This is a genomic window from Aeromonas sp. 600282 (assembly GCF_049175755.1).
GTDB classification, from domain to species: Bacteria; Pseudomonadota; Gammaproteobacteria; order Enterobacterales; family Aeromonadaceae; genus Aeromonas; species Aeromonas veronii_A.
The window spans coordinates 92,642-108,425 of sequence record NZ_JAAKVR010000002.1; the positions used below are offsets into that span (position 1 = coordinate 92,642).

Annotated in this window: 12 protein-coding genes and 1 pseudogene; 4 read left to right on the forward strand and 9 right to left on the reverse strand. The window is 56.3% G+C overall.

What is annotated here, in order from left to right; genetic code table 11:
- Positions 1–11: 11 nt before the first annotated feature.
- Positions 12–744 (reverse strand): annotated as a pseudogene (locus tag G5137_RS03200) (substrate-binding periplasmic protein).
- 112 nt (positions 745–856) lie between these two features.
- On the opposite strand from G5137_RS03200, the gene G5137_RS03205 reads away from it, so the two are divergent.
- Both G5137_RS03205 and tapW read left to right on the forward strand, forming a co-directional pair.
- Positions 857–1,213, forward strand: coding sequence for a DMT family protein (locus G5137_RS03205; RefSeq protein WP_005353120.1), 357 nt, complete (start codon positions 857–859; stop codon positions 1,211–1,213).
- Between the two features lie 58 nt (positions 1,214–1,271).
- Entirely contained in the window at positions 1,272–2,411 is a 1,140-nt protein-coding gene (gene tapW / locus G5137_RS03210) for a type IVa pilus ATPase TapW (protein WP_005361600.1), read from the forward strand.
- 93 nt (positions 2,412–2,504) lie between these two features.
- Here the strand turns inward: tapW and G5137_RS03215 are convergent, their stop codons facing one another.
- A complete protein-coding gene (locus tag G5137_RS03215; protein WP_019446653.1) occupies positions 2,505–2,954 on the reverse strand; it encodes a methyltransferase family protein in 450 nt (149 codons plus the stop codon).
- A gap of 173 nt (positions 2,955–3,127) precedes the next feature.
- Here G5137_RS03215 and alr point away from each other — a divergent pair, with 173 nt between their 5' ends.
- Positions 3,128–4,354, forward strand: a complete 1,227-nt coding sequence (alr, locus tag G5137_RS03220) for an alanine racemase (protein WP_040067860.1) — start codon at positions 3,128–3,130, stop codon at positions 4,352–4,354.
- 64 nt (positions 4,355–4,418) lie between these two features.
- Here the strand turns inward: alr and G5137_RS03225 are convergent, their stop codons facing one another.
- The 7 genes from G5137_RS03225 to G5137_RS03255 form a co-directional block, all read right to left on the reverse strand.
- Positions 4,419–5,363: a TerC family protein gene (locus tag G5137_RS03225; RefSeq protein WP_227342375.1), complete on the reverse strand. Its 945-nt coding sequence runs from the start codon at positions 5,361–5,363 to the stop codon at positions 4,419–4,421.
- Positions 5,364–5,665: 302 nt separating this feature from the next.
- The gene (gene oppF, locus G5137_RS03230; RefSeq protein WP_005337666.1) at positions 5,666–6,661 is read right to left on the reverse strand and encodes a murein tripeptide/oligopeptide ABC transporter ATP binding protein OppF; all 996 of its coding nucleotides are present in this window, start codon (positions 6,659–6,661) and stop codon (positions 5,666–5,668) included.
- Positions 6,662–7,642 carry an ABC transporter ATP-binding protein gene (locus tag G5137_RS03235; RefSeq protein WP_005337668.1) on the reverse strand — a complete coding sequence of 327 codons (981 nt, stop codon included), beginning with the start codon at positions 7,640–7,642 and terminating at the stop codon, positions 6,662–6,664.
- A gap of 54 nt (positions 7,643–7,696) precedes the next feature.
- Positions 7,697–8,608, reverse strand: coding sequence for an oligopeptide ABC transporter permease OppC (oppC, locus tag G5137_RS03240; protein WP_139407229.1), 912 nt, complete (start codon positions 8,606–8,608; stop codon positions 7,697–7,699).
- 14 nt (positions 8,609–8,622) lie between these two features.
- Entirely contained in the window at positions 8,623–9,543 is a 921-nt protein-coding gene (oppB, locus tag G5137_RS03245) for an oligopeptide ABC transporter permease OppB (RefSeq protein ID WP_069555437.1), read from the reverse strand.
- 98 nt (positions 9,544–9,641) lie between these two features.
- Entirely contained in the window at positions 9,642–11,261 is a 1,620-nt protein-coding gene (locus tag G5137_RS03250) for an ABC transporter substrate-binding protein (protein ID WP_266135098.1), read from the reverse strand.
- Between the two features lie 278 nt (positions 11,262–11,539).
- The gene (locus G5137_RS03255; protein WP_005337678.1) at positions 11,540–12,175 is read right to left on the reverse strand and encodes a YchE family NAAT transporter; all 636 of its coding nucleotides are present in this window, start codon (positions 12,173–12,175) and stop codon (positions 11,540–11,542) included.
- An 839-nt stretch (positions 12,176–13,014) separates the two neighbouring features.
- On the opposite strand from G5137_RS03255, the gene adhE reads away from it, so the two are divergent.
- Positions 13,015–15,681 carry a bifunctional acetaldehyde-CoA/alcohol dehydrogenase gene (adhE, locus tag G5137_RS03260; protein ID WP_019446648.1) on the forward strand — a complete coding sequence of 889 codons (2,667 nt, stop codon included), beginning with the start codon at positions 13,015–13,017 and terminating at the stop codon, positions 15,679–15,681.
- The last annotated feature ends 103 nt before the right edge of the window (positions 15,682–15,784 follow it).

Here is a 15,784-nt window from a genome sequence, read left to right on the forward strand (position 1 = left end):
GCCACCCAAGGTCAAGGCTGGTAACGCTTTGCCATCACGCTTATCTCGCCGCTGGCCACCAGATTTTGCAGCGCTACCAGCAAGGGCTGGCGCAACGACTGATGAGGTGAGTGCTTGCTCATCCCCAGATAGAGGGTCACCGGCGTGGCGGGGCGGTAGTCCGCCTTGCCTATCCGGCTGGCATTTCCCTGACTTAGGGGCATAGTCCACCTGACAGTCGGTGCCAATCATCAGCGGCAGGTGACCGCGCTGCACCATGCGCAGCAGCTGATCTTCGGTGGGTACTCCGTGCTTGTCGAGGCGACTGTCAGAGTTGAAGGGCTCAAAGTAGGCGGAATTGAGCACATAGCCCACCTTCACCCCCTGCAGATCGCGGTATTGGTGGATCCGGGCCACATTGATCGGCTGACCATAAAACGCGGGCCAGCACTTGTAGTAGGCAGGCTGCAGATAGTCGATGAACTGCGCCCGCTCGGCGGTATAGGCGAGGCCAATCATCAGATCGACCTGACCGGTCTGCATCTGCTTGAGCGCCCTGCCCCACGGCATCCGCCGTACCTGCAACTCAATGCCGCTCGCCTGTTGCAACCGGCGCAGGATGTCCATGTCGAGCCCCTGCAACCGGCCATCCGCTTGCAGGATGCGAAATGGCGGCCACAGATCAGTGGCCACCGTCAGCGTCGGGGTCGCTCGCACCGGCATGGCAAATAACAGTAACAACACAATCCCGCATAACTTGCCCATCCCATCGCATACCTCGCACGGCTTATCCTGTTGGTTAAAAATACCCTCCCGCACCACGTATGAAAACCGGTGGTTCAGGGATAAAATGCGCCTGATTTTAAAGGAGAACCCCATGAACCCGATTTTCGCCAGTATCGGTCTGCTGCTCTGCAGCAACGTCTTTATGACCTTCGCCTGGTACGCTCATCTCAAGAGCATGAACCACAAACCCTGGATCATTGCCGCCCTGGTGAGCTGGGGTATCGCCCTGTTCGAATACCTGCTGCAAGTGCCCGCCAACCGCATCGGCCATACGGTGATGAGCGTGGGCCAACTTAAAATCCTGCAAGAAGTGATCACACTCACCGTATTCGTCCCCTTCTCTATCTTCTATCTCAAGGAAGATCTGAAATGGGACTATCTCTGGGCAGGGCTCTGCATTCTCGGTGCGGTCTTTTTTGTCTTTCGCGAGAAACTGACCGGCGCCTGAGGCTGTACACTCAATATCATCCCGCTCATGGCATCTCATTGATCGAAGAGGCAAAAAAATGGAATTGCGAGACATGTTACAGATCCTGGCCAAGCAGGATGGCTCAGACCTCTATCTGTCGACCGGCGCGCCCCCCTGCGCCAAATTTAACGGCGGCCTGCGCCCCCTCAACGAAACGCCGCTGGAGCCGGGTGAAGTGGCGCGGATCGCCGCCGAGATCATGGATGGCGAGCAGAAGCAGCAGTTCGAGAAGGATCTGGAGATGAACCTCGCCATCTCCCTGCCCCAGATCGGCCGCTTTCGGGTCAACATCTTCAAGCAGCGCAACGAAGTCTCTCTGGTGGCCCGCAACATCAAGACCGACATCCCCCGCTTTGAAGATCTCAAACTCCCGCCTGTGTTGCTCGACACCATCATGGAGAAACGCGGTCTGGTGCTGTTTGTCGGCGGTACCGGCTCGGGTAAATCCACTTCGCTGGCGGCACTTATCGACCACCGCAACCGCAACAGCGGCGGCCACATCATTACCATCGAGGATCCGGTGGAGTTCGTTCATCGCCACCGCAAGAGCATCATCAACCAGCGGGAGGTTGGCGTGGATACCCGCAGCTTCCACGCCGCCCTGAAAAACACCCTGCGTCAGGCGCCGGACGTCATTCTTATCGGCGAGATCCGCGATCGCGAGACCATGGAGCATGCGCTGGCCTTCTCCGAAACCGGCCACCTTGCCATCTCCACCCTGCACGCCAACAACGCCAACCAGGCGCTGGATCGCATCATCAACTTCTTCCCCGAGGAGCGCCGCCCCCAGCTGCTCAACGATCTGGGCAACAACCTCAAGGCCTTTGTCTCCCAGCGGCTGGTGAAAACCACCGATGGCGGCCGCCGGGCCGCAGTGGAGATCATGCTTGGCACCCACACCATCCGCGACATGATCAAGCGCGGCGAATTTGGCGGCCTCAAAGAGGTGATGGAAAAATCCAAGGCCCTCGGCATGGTCACCTTCGACAGCGCCCTGTTTGATCTGGTGGTGGAAGGGGTAATTGAGGAAGAAGAGGCGGTGAAAAACGCCGACTCGGCCAACAACCTGCGCCTCAAGATCAAGTTGTGGAAGGAGAAGGGGCAGATTGCCAGCAGCAGCGATGCCACTGGCTGGAGCCTCGAACCCACCAAGGACGAGAAGGGCGATTTTTTCTAACCTGCCCCTCGAGAACCCCGGGCCCGCCCGGGGTTCTCTTTATCCAGCACGGCTGACCCGACTTATCCCTCAGCTCACGCAGATCACAACCAGTCAGCACCAACGGCGAACGCGCTGGCAATACGCCACATACTCGTCGCCGAAACGGGCATGCAACAGCCGCTCCTCCGGCATGATCTGAAAGCGGGTCAGCCAGGCCACCAGCACGATTGGCCCAACCCAGACCCAACTTCCACCGAGATAACAGCCCCAGGCGGCCAGCCAGCAGAGCAGACCCAGATACATGGGATTGCGACTGACACGATAGACGCCGCAGGTCACCAGACGACTGGTGTGCTGAGGTTTGGTGGGGCTGACCGTGGTCTGGTGGTGACGAAATCGTTGCAGGGCCCCAAAGCCCATGATGGCCCCCGCCACGACCAGCACAGCCATCAGCGCCATTGCCCAGATGCCGGGCTGGCTCTCCCCTCTTAGCCACCACATGGCCCCGGCACAGAGCAGGAAGATCAGCGGTGGTGGCAAACGTAACTCAAGATTGACCATTTTATTCCCCTGACGAGTGTCGGCCGAACCCGTGTTGCGGTAGACTCCCAACCAGTCAGCGCCTGTTGAGAGTGACAAAGATCATAATAATAACAACAAGTTGTGGTTAAACCACCACCAATGTGGCCGACCCCGTCCAAACTATCCAACGCGAACAACAAAAAGGAATCACCATGCACAAGAAAACTCTGCTGGCTACCCTGATCTTCGGCCTGCTCGCGGGCCAAGCCGTTGCGGCTCCCTATCTGCCCCTTGCGACGGATCATCGCAGCGGCCAGGAGCAAACCGCCAGCAACGCCTGGTTGGAAGTGGATCTGGGCGCCTTTGAACACAATATCCAGACCCTCAAGGATCGCCTCGGCGACAAGGGCCCGCAGATCTGCGCCATCATGAAGGCCGACGCTTACGGTCATGGCATCGACCTGCTGGTCCCCTCCGTGGTCAAGGCAAATATCCCCTGCATCGGTATCGCCAGCAACGAAGAGGCGCGCGTCGCCCGCGAGAAGGGCTTTACCGGCCGTCTGATGCGGGTGCGTGCTGCCACCCCGGATGAAGTAGAGCAGGCCCTGCCCTACAAGATGGAGGAGCTGATCGGCAGTCTGGTGAGTGCCCAGGGTATCGCCGATATCGCCCAGCGCCACCACACCACCATTCCGGTGCATATTGCGCTCAACTCCGCTGGCATGAGCCGCAACGGCATCGACCTGCGTCTGGCCGATGCCAAGCAGGATGCGCTGGCCATGCTCAAGCTCAAGGGGATCACCCCGGTCGGCATCATGACCCACTTCCCGGTTGAGGAGAAAGAGGACGTCAAGATGGGACTGGCCCAGTTCAAACTGGACTCCCAGTGGCTGCTGGAAGCGGGCAAACTGGATCGCAGCAAGATCACCATCCACGCCGCCAACTCCTTCGCCACTCTGGCCGTGCCGGACGCCTACTTCGACATGGTGCGCCCGGGCGGCCTGCTCTACGGAGACTCCATCCCCTCCCACACCGAATACAAGCGGGTGATGGCATTCAAGACCCAGGTCGCTTCTGTCAACCACTATGCAGCGGGCAACACCGTCGGTTATGACCGCACCTTTACCCTCAAGCGTGACTCCTGGCTCGCCAACCTGCCGCTGGGCTACTCCGATGGCTATCGCCGTGCCCTCAGCAACAAAGCCTATGTGCTGATCCAGGGTCAGAAGGTGCCGGTGGTCGGCAAGACTTCCATGAACACCATCATGGTGGATGTGACTGATCTGAAAGGGGTGAAACCCGGCGACGAGGTGGTGCTGTTTGGCCGTCAGGGTGACGCCGAAGTGAAACAGGCGGATCTGGAGGAGTACAACGGCGCCCTGCTGGCGGACATGTACACCATCTGGGGCTACACCAACCCCAAGAAGATCAAACGCTGATAACACGATATGAAAAAGGGCTCCCGCGGGAGCCCTTGTTGTTTGGTATTAAATGATGTTGCGTTTAAGCGGCCTTTTTACGGGTCACAAACAGACTCAGCCCCATGGATGCCAGCAGGATCAACGCGACTACGCCCAGTGCTATGCCGGTCGGGATCTTGAAGATATCCAGCAGCAGCATCTTGACCCCGATAAACATCAGGATCAGCGCCAGACCGTATTTGAGCAGGGCGAAGCGATCAGCCACACCCGCCAGTAGGAAGTACATGGCGCGCAGACCCATGATGGCGAAGATGTTGGAGGTCAGCACGATGAAGGGATCCGTGGTCACCGCGAAGATGGCCGGGATACTGTCCACCGCGAAGATGAGATCGCTCACCTCCACCAACACCAGAATGAGCAGCAGCGGGGTGGCATAGCGCACACCGTCACGCCAGACGAAGAACTTCTCCCCTTCCAGGGTCTCGGTCACCTTGAAACGACGGCGCATCCAGCCTAGCAGCGGATTGTTGGCCAAGTCCGGCTCCTTGTCGGCCGCCCACAGCATCTTGGCACCGGTCAGCAGCAGGAAAGCGCCGAACAGATAGAGGATCCAGTGGAACTGCTCGATGAGCCAGCTACCCGCGAACACCATACCGGCACGCATCACGATGGCACCCAGTACTCCATAGAGCAGCACCCGGCGCTGCAGCTCGGCCGGAATGGCAAAGTAACCGAACAGCATCAGCCAGACGAATACGTTGTCCACTGCCAGCGCTTTCTCGATGAGGTAGCCGGTGAGGAACTCCAATCCCTTCTGGTTGGCAATGTCACGGCCAGCGCTGTGGTCCAGCCAAAACCAGATGGCCAGGTTGAAGAGCAGAGCAACACTGATCCAGATGAGGGACCAGACGCCCGCCTCTTTGAGGGACACCTTGTGTGACTTGCCGCCACCAACAAAGCGTATGTCTATCCATAACAGGACCAGCACTATGCTGAAGAAACCGGTCCACATCCACCATTCACCCATGTTCACTTCTCCCAAAAACGACAAAACCCACGACCGAGAGGCGTGGGTTTGCGTTTGGAGCAGATACACCTTGCCTCTCGGCAAGGTCTCACTTACAGCTGATTTGCATCGACTGCCCGGCTGCCGGGTGCACTGCAGGAAATGGGTGCACCGTAATGACGACAAACCGGCGAGAAGTTACTCCCCTTGTTGCGCGGATAGTAGCAGCGGTAAAAGATAACGCCAAGAGGCATCTTCACTACCGCCAGAAATAAATCGGGGCCCCATCAAGGAGCCCCGCAAGCAGGTTCAACACATCCCCATCAGAGCGGGTCGACCTTGAGGCAGGAGACCGCGTGATCGAAGTTCCCCTCCAGCACGGGGCGGGTCTTGGCGCACTCGGGGCCAGCCACCGGGCAGCGGGTGCGGAACACGCAACCGGACGGCGGGTTCATCGGTGAGGGCAAGTCCCCCTCCAGGATCTGGATCACCTTGTTGCGCTCCAGCTCAGGGTCCGGGATTGGCACCGCGGACATCAGCGCCTTGGTGTAGGGATGCAACGGGTTGGCAAAGATCTCCTTGCGAGTCCCCAGCTCAACGGCGTTGCCCAGATACATCACCAGCACCCGATCGGAGATATGTTTGACAACCGACAGATCGTGGGCGATGAAGATGAGCGACAGCCCCATCTCCTTTTGCAGGGATTTGAGCAGGTTGACCACCTGTGCCTGGATAGAGACATCAAGCGCTGACACCGGCTCATCGCAGATGATCATCTTGGGCTCGAGGATCAGCGCCCGGGCAATCCCGATCCGCTGGCACTGGCCGCCGGAGAACTCGTGCGGATAGCGGTTGACCAGGTTGGGCAACAACCCCACCTTGCTCATCATGGCGCGCACCTTCTCCTTCACCTCTTCCCGTGGCAGGTTGGGATAGAAGGTGATGAGCGGCTCGGCGATGATGTCGCCGATGGTCATGCGTGGGTTCAGAGAAGCCAGCGGATCCTGGAAGATCATCTGGATCTCTTTGCGCTTCTCGCGCAGGGCATTCTGATCGAGCTTGGTGAGATCGTCACCCAGCCACACCACCTTGCCATCGGTGGCCGGTACCAGACCGATGATGGCGCGGGCAAAGGTCGATTTGCCGCAGCCGGATTCACCCACCACGCCGAGGGTTTCCCCTTCGTAGAGGCGCAGGGTAACGCCATCGACCGCCTTCAAATCGGATGGCTTGGCCCAAGGCCACGCCTTGCCACTCTTGATACTGAAGTGGACCTTGAGGTCAGACACTTCCAACAGCAATTTTTTGTCGGCACCCATTTAGTTGGCCCCCTTGTTCATGGCATCCGAAACCCAGTGGCAAGCACGCTCCCGACCGTCGTTGAACGGGGTCAGGATCGGTGACTGCTGGCCGCAAATCTCGCTCACACGGTGGCAACGCTCCTGGAAGGGGCAACCGGTCGGCAGACGCAGCAGGTTGGGCGGATTGCCCGGGATGGTGGGCAACACTTCCCCTTCGGTATCGAGACGAGGAATGGCGCGCAGCAGGCCTTCGGTGTAGGGGTGGCTCGGGCGATAGAAGATATCGTCTACCTTGCCGTACTCCATGGTACGACCGGCATACATCACCAGCACCTTGTTGCAGATACCGGCGACCACGCCAAGGTCATGGGTGATCATGATGATGGCGGTGTTGAACTCGCGCTTGAGCTCATTCATCAGAGTCATGATCTGGGCCTGTACGGTCACGTCGAGTGCGGTAGTCGGTTCGTCGGCGATCAGCAGTTGCGGCCGGCAGAGCAGTGCCATGGCGATCATCACCCGCTGACGCATGCCGCCGGAGAACTCGTGGGGATACATCCCCATCCGCTTGCGCGCTTCGGGAATTTTCACCGCATCGAGCATCCGCACCGACTCTTCGAACGCTTCCGCCTTGCTGACGCCCTTATGCAACATCAGCACTTCCATCAGCTGATCCTGCACCTTCATGTAGGGGTTGAGCGAGGTCATGGGGTCCTGGAAGATCATGGCGATCTTCTCGGAGCGGATCTTGTTGAGCTTGGACTCCGGCAGGTTGAGGATCTCCTCCCCCTGAAACTTGGCGGAACCGGTAATAATGCCGTTCTTGGCCAGCAGCCCCATGATGGCAAAGGCCGTCTGGGATTTACCGGAGCCGGACTCGCCGACGATCCCCAGGGTTTCACCCGCAGAGAGAGAAAAATTGAGGTCGTTGACCGCCACCACATTGCCATCCGGGGTCTTGAACTCGACCCGCAGATCTTTCACATCCAGTAACTTCATATAAAAACTCCTTATCGATCTTTCGTGATGCTTTCCTGTCGACCCGATGCTCGATTAACGATCTTTCGGATCAAGGGCGTCACGCAGACCATCCCCGAGGAAGTTGAAGCAAAACAGGGTCACCACCATAAAACCGGCGGGGAACAGCAGTTGCCAGATGGCCACTTCCATCGACTTGGAGCCTTCATCCAGCAGGGCACCCCAGCTGGTCATCGGTTCCTGAACCCCAAGGCCCAGGAAACTCAGGAAGGATTCAAACATGATCATCCCCGGCACCAGCAAGGTGGCGTAAACGGCCACGATACCGAGTACGTTCGGTACGATGTGACGGGTGATGATCTTCCACTTGGAGACGCCACAGACGTGGGCCGCCTCGATAAACTCCTTGCTCTTGAGGCTGAGAGTCTGGCCGCGCACGATACGCGCCATGTCGAGCCAGCTCACCGCCCCGATAGCGATAAAGATGAGTGCCAGATTGCGGCCAAAGAAGGTGACCAGCATGATGACAAAGAACATGAAGGGGAAGGCGTTGAGGATCTCCAGTACCCGCATCATCAGGCTGTCGACCCGCCCGCCGATAAAGCCGGAGGCCGCGCCATACAGGGTGCCGATGATGACCGCCACCATGGCGCCCATGATGCCGACCATCAGGGAGATGCGACCGCCCAGCAGGGTGCGCACGAACAGATCGCGCCCCAGACTGTCGGTTCCGAAGTAGTGACCTGCTTCCATATCCGGCGGCGACTGCATGGCGCCCCAGTCCGGATCGTCAAAGGTGTATTGGGACAAATGGGGGCCAAAGATGACCGCCAGACCGATGATGGTCAGAATGATCAGGCTGGTCAGGGCCGCCTTGTTGCGCAGGAAACGGCGACGGGCATCCTTCCACAGGGAGCGCCCCTCCACCACTTCCACTTTTTGCGCGAACGCCTCGACGGCATCGCGTTTTTCAGTTGAAACAACCATGATGAACTCCCGAATTAGTAACGGATCTTGGGATCGATAAAGGCGTAGAGAATATCGACCACTGCGTTAAAGGTGATGGTGAGGGCGCCGACCAGAATGGTCAGACCGAGCACCATGGAGTAATCACGGTTAAGGGCACCGTTGACGAACAGCTGACCGATCCCCGGCAGGCCGAAGATGGTCTCGATCACCACGGAACCTGTGATGATGCCGACAAAGGCCGGGCCCAGATAGGAGACCACCGGCAGCATGGCCGGACGCAGCGCGTGTTTCAGGATGATGTGGCGCAGCGGCAAGCCCTTGGCACGGGCGGTACGGATGAAGTTGGAGTTCATGGTCTCGATCATGCTGCCCCGCATGATCCGCGAGATGGCAGAGATGTAGTACATCATCATGCCGAACACCGGCAGCACCATAAACTGGATGCCACCGCCCTGCCAGCCACCGGCAGGGAACCAGCCCAGATGAATACTGAAAAACAGCACCAGCAAGGGCGCCAGCACAAAGCCCGGGATCACCACCCCGGCCATAGCAGACGACATCAGCAGATAATCGATGATGGTGTTCTGTTTCAGTGCCGCTATGGTGCCGAAGGTGACCCCCAGCAACACGGCGAAGAAGAAGGCCGTGGTCCCGATCTTGGCGGATACAGGCAACGCCTGGCTCACCAGATCATTGACGGTGAAATCCTTGTATTTGAAAGAGGGACCCAAATCACCCTGCACCAGGTTGCCCAGGTAGGTGAGATATTGCATGCCAATGGGTTTGTCGAGCCCATATTTGGCCTCGATATTGGCCATCACTTCAGGGGGAAGTGAACGTTCGCTGGTAAAGGGGTTACCCGGGGCGAAACGCATCATGAAGAAAGAGACAGTGATCAAGACCAACAGAGTCGGGATCGCTTCCAATAGCCGTTTAAAAATGAATTTCAACATAGACATTTCCTGTCCTGTACTGCTTCCAAAGGGTCGCGATTGTAATAAAGGCCCGCCGTCCGGCGGGCCCTGCTTGTTATGCGACTTGTTGCTTTAAATCAGTGAGCAATGATGTACATATCTTTGCTGTAGAGGTTATCCAGCGGGTTGCTTGGGTAACCCCCAACATAAGCTTTGACCATCCGAGGTTGAACATATTGGTATATCGGGATGATCGGCATGTCCTTGGCCAGGATCTCTTCCGCCTGGACATAGAGCTTGTTGCGAGCGTCCGCATCAACCTGATCACGAGAGTCGGTCATCAACTTGTCAAACGCTGGATTGGAGTACTTGCCATCGTTGTTGCCGTGAGTGGTCTGCATCAGATCCAGCATGGATGAGGCTTCGTTGTAGTCGGCGCTCCAGCCGGCACGACCCACGTCAAACTGGCCCTGCTTCTTGGTTTCCAGGTAAGTTTTCCACTCCTGGTTCACTAAACTGACCTCTGCACCCAGTTTTTTCCACATGGAAGCAACGGCCACAGCCACTTTCTTGTGGTTGTCATCGGTGTTGTAGAGCAGCTCGAACTTCAACGGCTTGCTGGCATCGAAACCTGCCTCTTCAAGCAGCGCCTTGGCCTTGGCATCACGCTCGGCCTGGGTCATTTTTGACCACTCTGGGGCAACCGGTTTAAAACCATCGACATAGTCAGGCGTCAACCCATATGCGGGTTTTTGCCCTTGCCCCATGACTTTATCTGCAATCACGTCACGATTGACCGCATAAGAAAGAGCAGTTCGCACTCGCACGTCATCAAACGGCTTTTTCTTGATGTTGAACTGGTAGTAATAAGTAGAAACCAGACCTTCAACCTTCAAATCAGCCGGGTAATCTTTCTTGAGTTGCTTGAAACGTTCGATAGGCACGTTCCATGTCATATCAATTTCACCAGCCAAGAAGCGATTTAGCTCCGCGTTGGTGGACTGGATCGGAAGATAGGTAACCTTGTTGATCACCGTTTTCGCATCATTCCAGTAGTTTTTATTACGCTCCAAGCCAATTCGCTCATTAACAACCCACTCCTTCAATACGTAGGCACCATTACCTACCATATTGCCCGGCTGGGTCCATTTTTCACCATACTTCTCGATGACCTTCTTCGGTACCGGGTAGGTGGTGGTGTGAGAGAGCATGGTTACGAAATAAGGGATAGCCTTCTCGAGCTGCACTTCGAAGGTGTAGTCGTCGGTCGCCTTCACGCCCAGCGTATCAGCCGGCTTCTTGCCAGCAATGATCTCTGTAGCATTGGCAATAGTTGGCATCTCCAGATACCAGGAGTAAGGAGAGGCTGTCTTGGGGTCAACTGCACGCTGGAAGGCATATACAAAATCATGTGCGGTGACAGGTTCACCGTTGGACCACTTGGCATCTTTGCGCAGGTGGAAGACGTAGTGCTTGTTATCCTTGGTTTCCCAAGACTCTGCGACACCAGGAACAACTTCCCCTTTCGAACCGGATGTCACGAGACCTTCAAAGAGGTCGCGCAAAATTGCAGACTCAGGCGTTCCTTCAACTTTCTGTGGGTCCAAGGTCGCAGGCTCGGAACCGTTGCCTTTTACCAGTTGCTGGACTTCAGCCAGCTTGGTTCCCGCCGGGACATCGGCAGCCTGAGCCACATTGACGCCACCAAACAGTGCAGCCATCAGCAATGTGTTAATCATTGTTTTTTTATGAGTCATTTCCCTACTCCAACAAGAACATTCCATGCGTTTTTAAAGTGACGGGGTTAAAACCCGCTCCCAGCATAATTCCCTGCCAATTCCGATAATGCAACAGATATTGTCAGGGTAACCGTCATTTTCTGGTTAAAAAATCAGCTGACACGCGCTTTTTCAGTATTAAAACACCGACAAAACGCTCATTTTTCACACAAACGCCCGATTCTAGAAAAGACCGGGCAAAAAGCAACCAATAAAAAGCCGGTCACGAGGACCGGCTTTCATAAAGCGGAGCTGGCTCACATCAGGCTGGGGAAAACCCCCTTGATGCCGGCCACCATGATCTCGATACCCAGCGACATCATGATAAGACCCATGATACGGGTCACCACGTTGATACCGGTGTTGCCCATGATCTTGAACAGCAGCGGCGCGGCGCGGAAGATGAGCCAGGAGCAGAAAGAGAAGACAACGACAACCACTGACATGCCGAGCAGCTGCTGCCAGTGGCTCTGGCTGGCATAGACAATCACCGAGGAGATGGCACCGGGGCCCGCCATAAGCGGCAGCGCCAGCGGTACCACGGCGATAGACTCGCGCACAGCCAGTTCGCCCTTTTCCTGTTTGTTGTGCTTCACCTCGCCCAGCTTGCCCTGCAGCATCGACCAGGCAATCAGGGTAATCAGCGACCCACCGGCGATCCGGAACGACGCCAGCGAGATACCAAACCCATCGAGGATCAGCTGCCCCATATACATGGAGACCAGCAGGATCACCATCACCGCGATATTGGCGGTGGTATTGGTTTTCATCCGCTCGGCCTGGGTATGGTGGCTGGTCAGACTGACAAACACCGGCAACAAACCAAGCGGGTTGATAATTGCGAACAAACCGACAAAAAACTTCAGATACAACGAGACGTCAATTGCTGCCATAGGCGCCTTCCAATAGAGTTTCGGGCCCAGCGGGCCAGTCCATTAATTTCGTGCGTAAATTTACATCATAGCCAGAGCGGGCACCAATCAAATAATCTCACCATTTTGAGGGTTTTTTAGTTAGTTCATCTAATGCATCCGCGCTAACTGGCATAAACCGATGCCAAAAGCCCTTTCTACCGCCCGACACGCGCCAGAAAAGTGAGCGCAAGCCTGCTTAATCATGCCCAGAGAGTCAGACGGTGGCTGACCGAATTACCTAGCGACTCGAGAGAATCTATGCTTTGCCTTTCCACTATTTCAGGCCAGACATCACTTCATTGACTCGGCAAGAGAGCCACAACGCAAAAATCGCGAAGCGGGCAGAAATAGCGCCCTCGGGGAATAAAGCGGATTAGTCATGGATTAAAACAACAATCATTTTTGCAACAAACGCTGGAATAAAGTGCGTTTGTCGGTGATTTTGAAACCAATTCACTCATATTTGCTAACCTATACCGCCAAAATAGCTCTGTAATACTATGGCTGAGTGCAATTAACCACTTGATAAATGTGGTTTATTACCCTGCGTTAACAAGTATCTCGCCTTTCCCTTTGATGCACATTCCGATAACATCAGTCAAACAAGGATTGTGAAATAAAATTTCTTTTGTTCTTTTGTTACACATGATCCAGATCAAGTTTTTCTGAGTCAGCCCCGCTCTATAATCGACTCAGAAAGCGATTTAGTAAGGCATGTGAAAAAGCTGTTGCAACGATACCCTCTTGACAGGGCGACTATAATTGCCGGGCATTGCCAACGTCTTACTAAACAGTTTTCAAATAATCAGGAGATAAACATGGCAGTAACCAATTTGGCTGAACTGGATGCACTGGTCGCCCGCGTTAAGGAAGCCCAGCGTGAATTCGCCAGCTTCTCTCAAGAGCAGGTAGACAAGATCTTCCGTGCCGCCGCCCTGGCCGCCAACAACGCCCGTATCCCCCTGGCCCAGATGGCCGTGGAAGAGTCCGGTATGGGTATCATCGAAGACAAGGTTATCAAGAACCACTTCGCCTCCGAATACATCTACAACAAGTACAAAGACGAGAAGACCTGCGGCATTCTGAGCGAAGACGATCAGATGGGTACCATCACCATCGCCGAGCCGGTAGGTATCATCTGTGGTATCGTTCCGACCACCAACCCGACCTCCACTGCGATCTTCAAATCCATGATCGCGCTCAAGACCCGCAACGCCATCATCTTCTCCCCGCACCCCCGCGCCAAGAACTCCACCAATACCGCTGCCAAGCTGGTACTGGATGCAGCTGTTGCCGCCGGTGCACCGAAAGACATCATCGGCTGGATCGACCAACCGTCTGTTGAGCTCTCCAACGCCCTGATGAAGCACGAAGACATCAACCTGATCCTGGCCACCGGTGGCCCGGGTATGGTCAAAGCAGCCTACTCCTCCGGTAAGCCTGCTATCGGTGTGGGTGCCGGTAACGTACCTATCGTTATCGACGAAACCGCCGACGTGAAGCGTGCCGTTGCCTCCATCCTGATGTCCAAAACTTTCGATAACGGCGTGGTCTGTGCTTCCGAGCAGGCAGTCATCGTTGTTGATGCCATCTACGACCAGGTTAAAGAGCGCTTTGCATCCCACAAGGGCCACGTGCTCTCCAAAGAAGATGCTGACAAGGTACGTAAAGTCATCCTGATCAACGGTGCCCTGAACGCCAACATCGTTGGCCAACCAGCCACCAAGATTGCCGAGATGGCAGGCGTGACTGTACCGGCTGATACCAAGATCCTAATCGGTGAAGGCGTCAAGCTGTGTGCAGAAGATGAGTTTGCTCACGAGAAATTGTCCCCGCTGCTCGGTATGTTCCGTGCAAGCAGCTTCGAAAACGCCGTTGATATGGCCTGTGACATGGTCAACATCGGTGGTATCGGCCACACCTCAGGTCTGTACACCGACCAGGACCGCAACGCTGACCGCATCAAGTACTTCGGCGACAAGATGAAGACCGCGCGTATCCTGATCAACACTCCGTCTACCCAAGGCGGTATCGGTGACCTGTACAACTTCGCAATGGCTCCGTCCCTGACCCTGGGTTGCGGCTCCTGGAGCGGTAACTCCATCTCCGAAAACGTGGGTCCGAAGCACCTGATCAACAAGAAGACAGTCGCAAAACGGGCAGAAAACATGCTGTGGCACAAACTTCCGAAATCCATCTACTTCCGTCGTGGTTCCCTGCCGATCGCTCTGAGCGACCTGGAAGGTAAAAAGCGTGCCATGGTCGTGACCGACCGCTTCCTGTTCAACAACGGCTACGCCGATGAACTGGTCAGCCTGCTGAAAGCACAGAATATGGAAGTGGAAGTGTTCTACGAAGTAGAAGCTGACCCGACCCTGGCTGTGGTTCGCAAGGGTGCCGAGATGGCCAACTCCTTCAAACCGGACGTTATCCTGGCGCTGGGCGGTGGTTCACCAATGGATGCGGCCAAGATCATGTGGGTAATGTACGAGCACCCGAACACCGCGTTCGAAGATCTGGCCATGCGCTTTATGGATATCCGCAAGCGTATCTACAAGTTCCCGAAAATGGGCGTGAAGGCCGAACTGGTCTGTATCACCACCACTTCCGGTACCGGCTCTGAAGTCACTCCGTTTGCGGTAGTAACCGATGAAGTGTCTGGTCAGAAGTATCCGCTGGCTGACTACGAGCTGACCCCGAACATGGCCATCGTTGATGCCAACCTGGTCATGGGCATGCCGAAGTCCCTGTGTGCCTTCGGTGGTATCGATGCCGTGACTCACGCCATGGAAGCCTATGTTTCCGTACTGGCTAACGAGTACTCCGACGGCCAGGCGCTGCAAGCCCTGAAAATGCTGAAAGAGTACCTGCCGTCCAGCTACCAGAACGGTGCCAACGACCCGATCGCTCGTGAGAAGGTGCACAATGCTGCCACCATCGCCGGTATCGCGTTCGCCAACGCCTTCCTGGGTGTGTGCCACTCCATGGCTCACAAACTGGGTGCCGAGTTCCACATTCCGCACGGTCTGGCTAACGCCCTGCTGATCAGCAACGTCATCCGCTACAACGCGAACGACAACCCGACCAAGCAGACTGCGTTCTCCCAGTACGACCGTCCGCAGGCTCGTCGTCGTTACGCCGAAGTCGCTGACCACCTGGGTCTGACTGCTGCCGGTGACCGCACCGCAGCCAAGATCGAGAAGCTGCTGACCTGGCTGGACGAGCTGAAGGCGACCCTGGGTATCCCGGCCTCTATCCGCGAAGCTGGCGTGACTGAAGCTGACTTCCTGGCCAAGGTTGACCAGCTGGCTATCGAAGCTTTCGATGACCAGTGCACCGGCGCCAACCCGCGCTACCCGCTGATCAGCGAGCTGAAGCAGGTTCTGCTGGACTCCTACTACGGTCGTCCGTTCACCGAAGCCGCTCCGGTAACTGCTGCCCCGGTTGAAGCCAAGGTTGAAGGCAAGAAGAAATCCAAGGCCTGATAACCAGTCCTGAGATAACAAGCCCGCGCACTGCGCGGGCTTTTTTTATCTGCCACTTATCACAGAGCTCCTCTCTCCAGCCGATTGCGGTAGTGCAGCCCCT

Coding starts and splice junctions, on each gene's coding strand:
- oppC (WP_139407229.1), bottom strand. CDS start 8,608: ATGGTTGTTTCAACTGAAAAACGCGATGCCGTCGAGGCGTTCGCGCAA.
- G5137_RS03215 (WP_019446653.1), bottom strand. CDS start 2,954: ATGGTCAATCTTGAGTTACGTTTGCCACCACCGCTGATCTTCCTGCTC.
- G5137_RS03205 (WP_005353120.1), top strand. CDS start 857: ATGAACCCGATTTTCGCCAGTATCGGTCTGCTGCTCTGCAGCAACGTC.
- oppF (WP_005337666.1), bottom strand. CDS start 6,661: ATGGGTGCCGACAAAAAATTGCTGTTGGAAGTGTCTGACCTCAAGGTC.
- G5137_RS03225 (WP_227342375.1), bottom strand. CDS start 5,363: ATGGGTGAATGGTGGATGTGGACCGGTTTCTTCAGCATAGTGCTGGTC.
- adhE (WP_019446648.1), top strand. CDS start 13,015: ATGGCAGTAACCAATTTGGCTGAACTGGATGCACTGGTCGCCCGCGTT.
- G5137_RS03255 (WP_005337678.1), bottom strand. CDS start 12,175: ATGGCAGCAATTGACGTCTCGTTGTATCTGAAGTTTTTTGTCGGTTTG.
- G5137_RS03250 (WP_266135098.1), bottom strand. CDS start 11,261: ATGACTCATAAAAAAACAATGATTAACACATTGCTGATGGCTGCACTG.
- G5137_RS03235 (WP_005337668.1), bottom strand. CDS start 7,642: ATGAAGTTACTGGATGTGAAAGATCTGCGGGTCGAGTTCAAGACCCCG.
- alr (WP_040067860.1), top strand. CDS start 3,128: ATGCACAAGAAAACTCTGCTGGCTACCCTGATCTTCGGCCTGCTCGCG.
- oppB (WP_069555437.1), bottom strand. CDS start 9,543: ATGTTGAAATTCATTTTTAAACGGCTATTGGAAGCGATCCCGACTCTG.
- tapW (WP_005361600.1), top strand. CDS start 1,272: ATGGAATTGCGAGACATGTTACAGATCCTGGCCAAGCAGGATGGCTCA.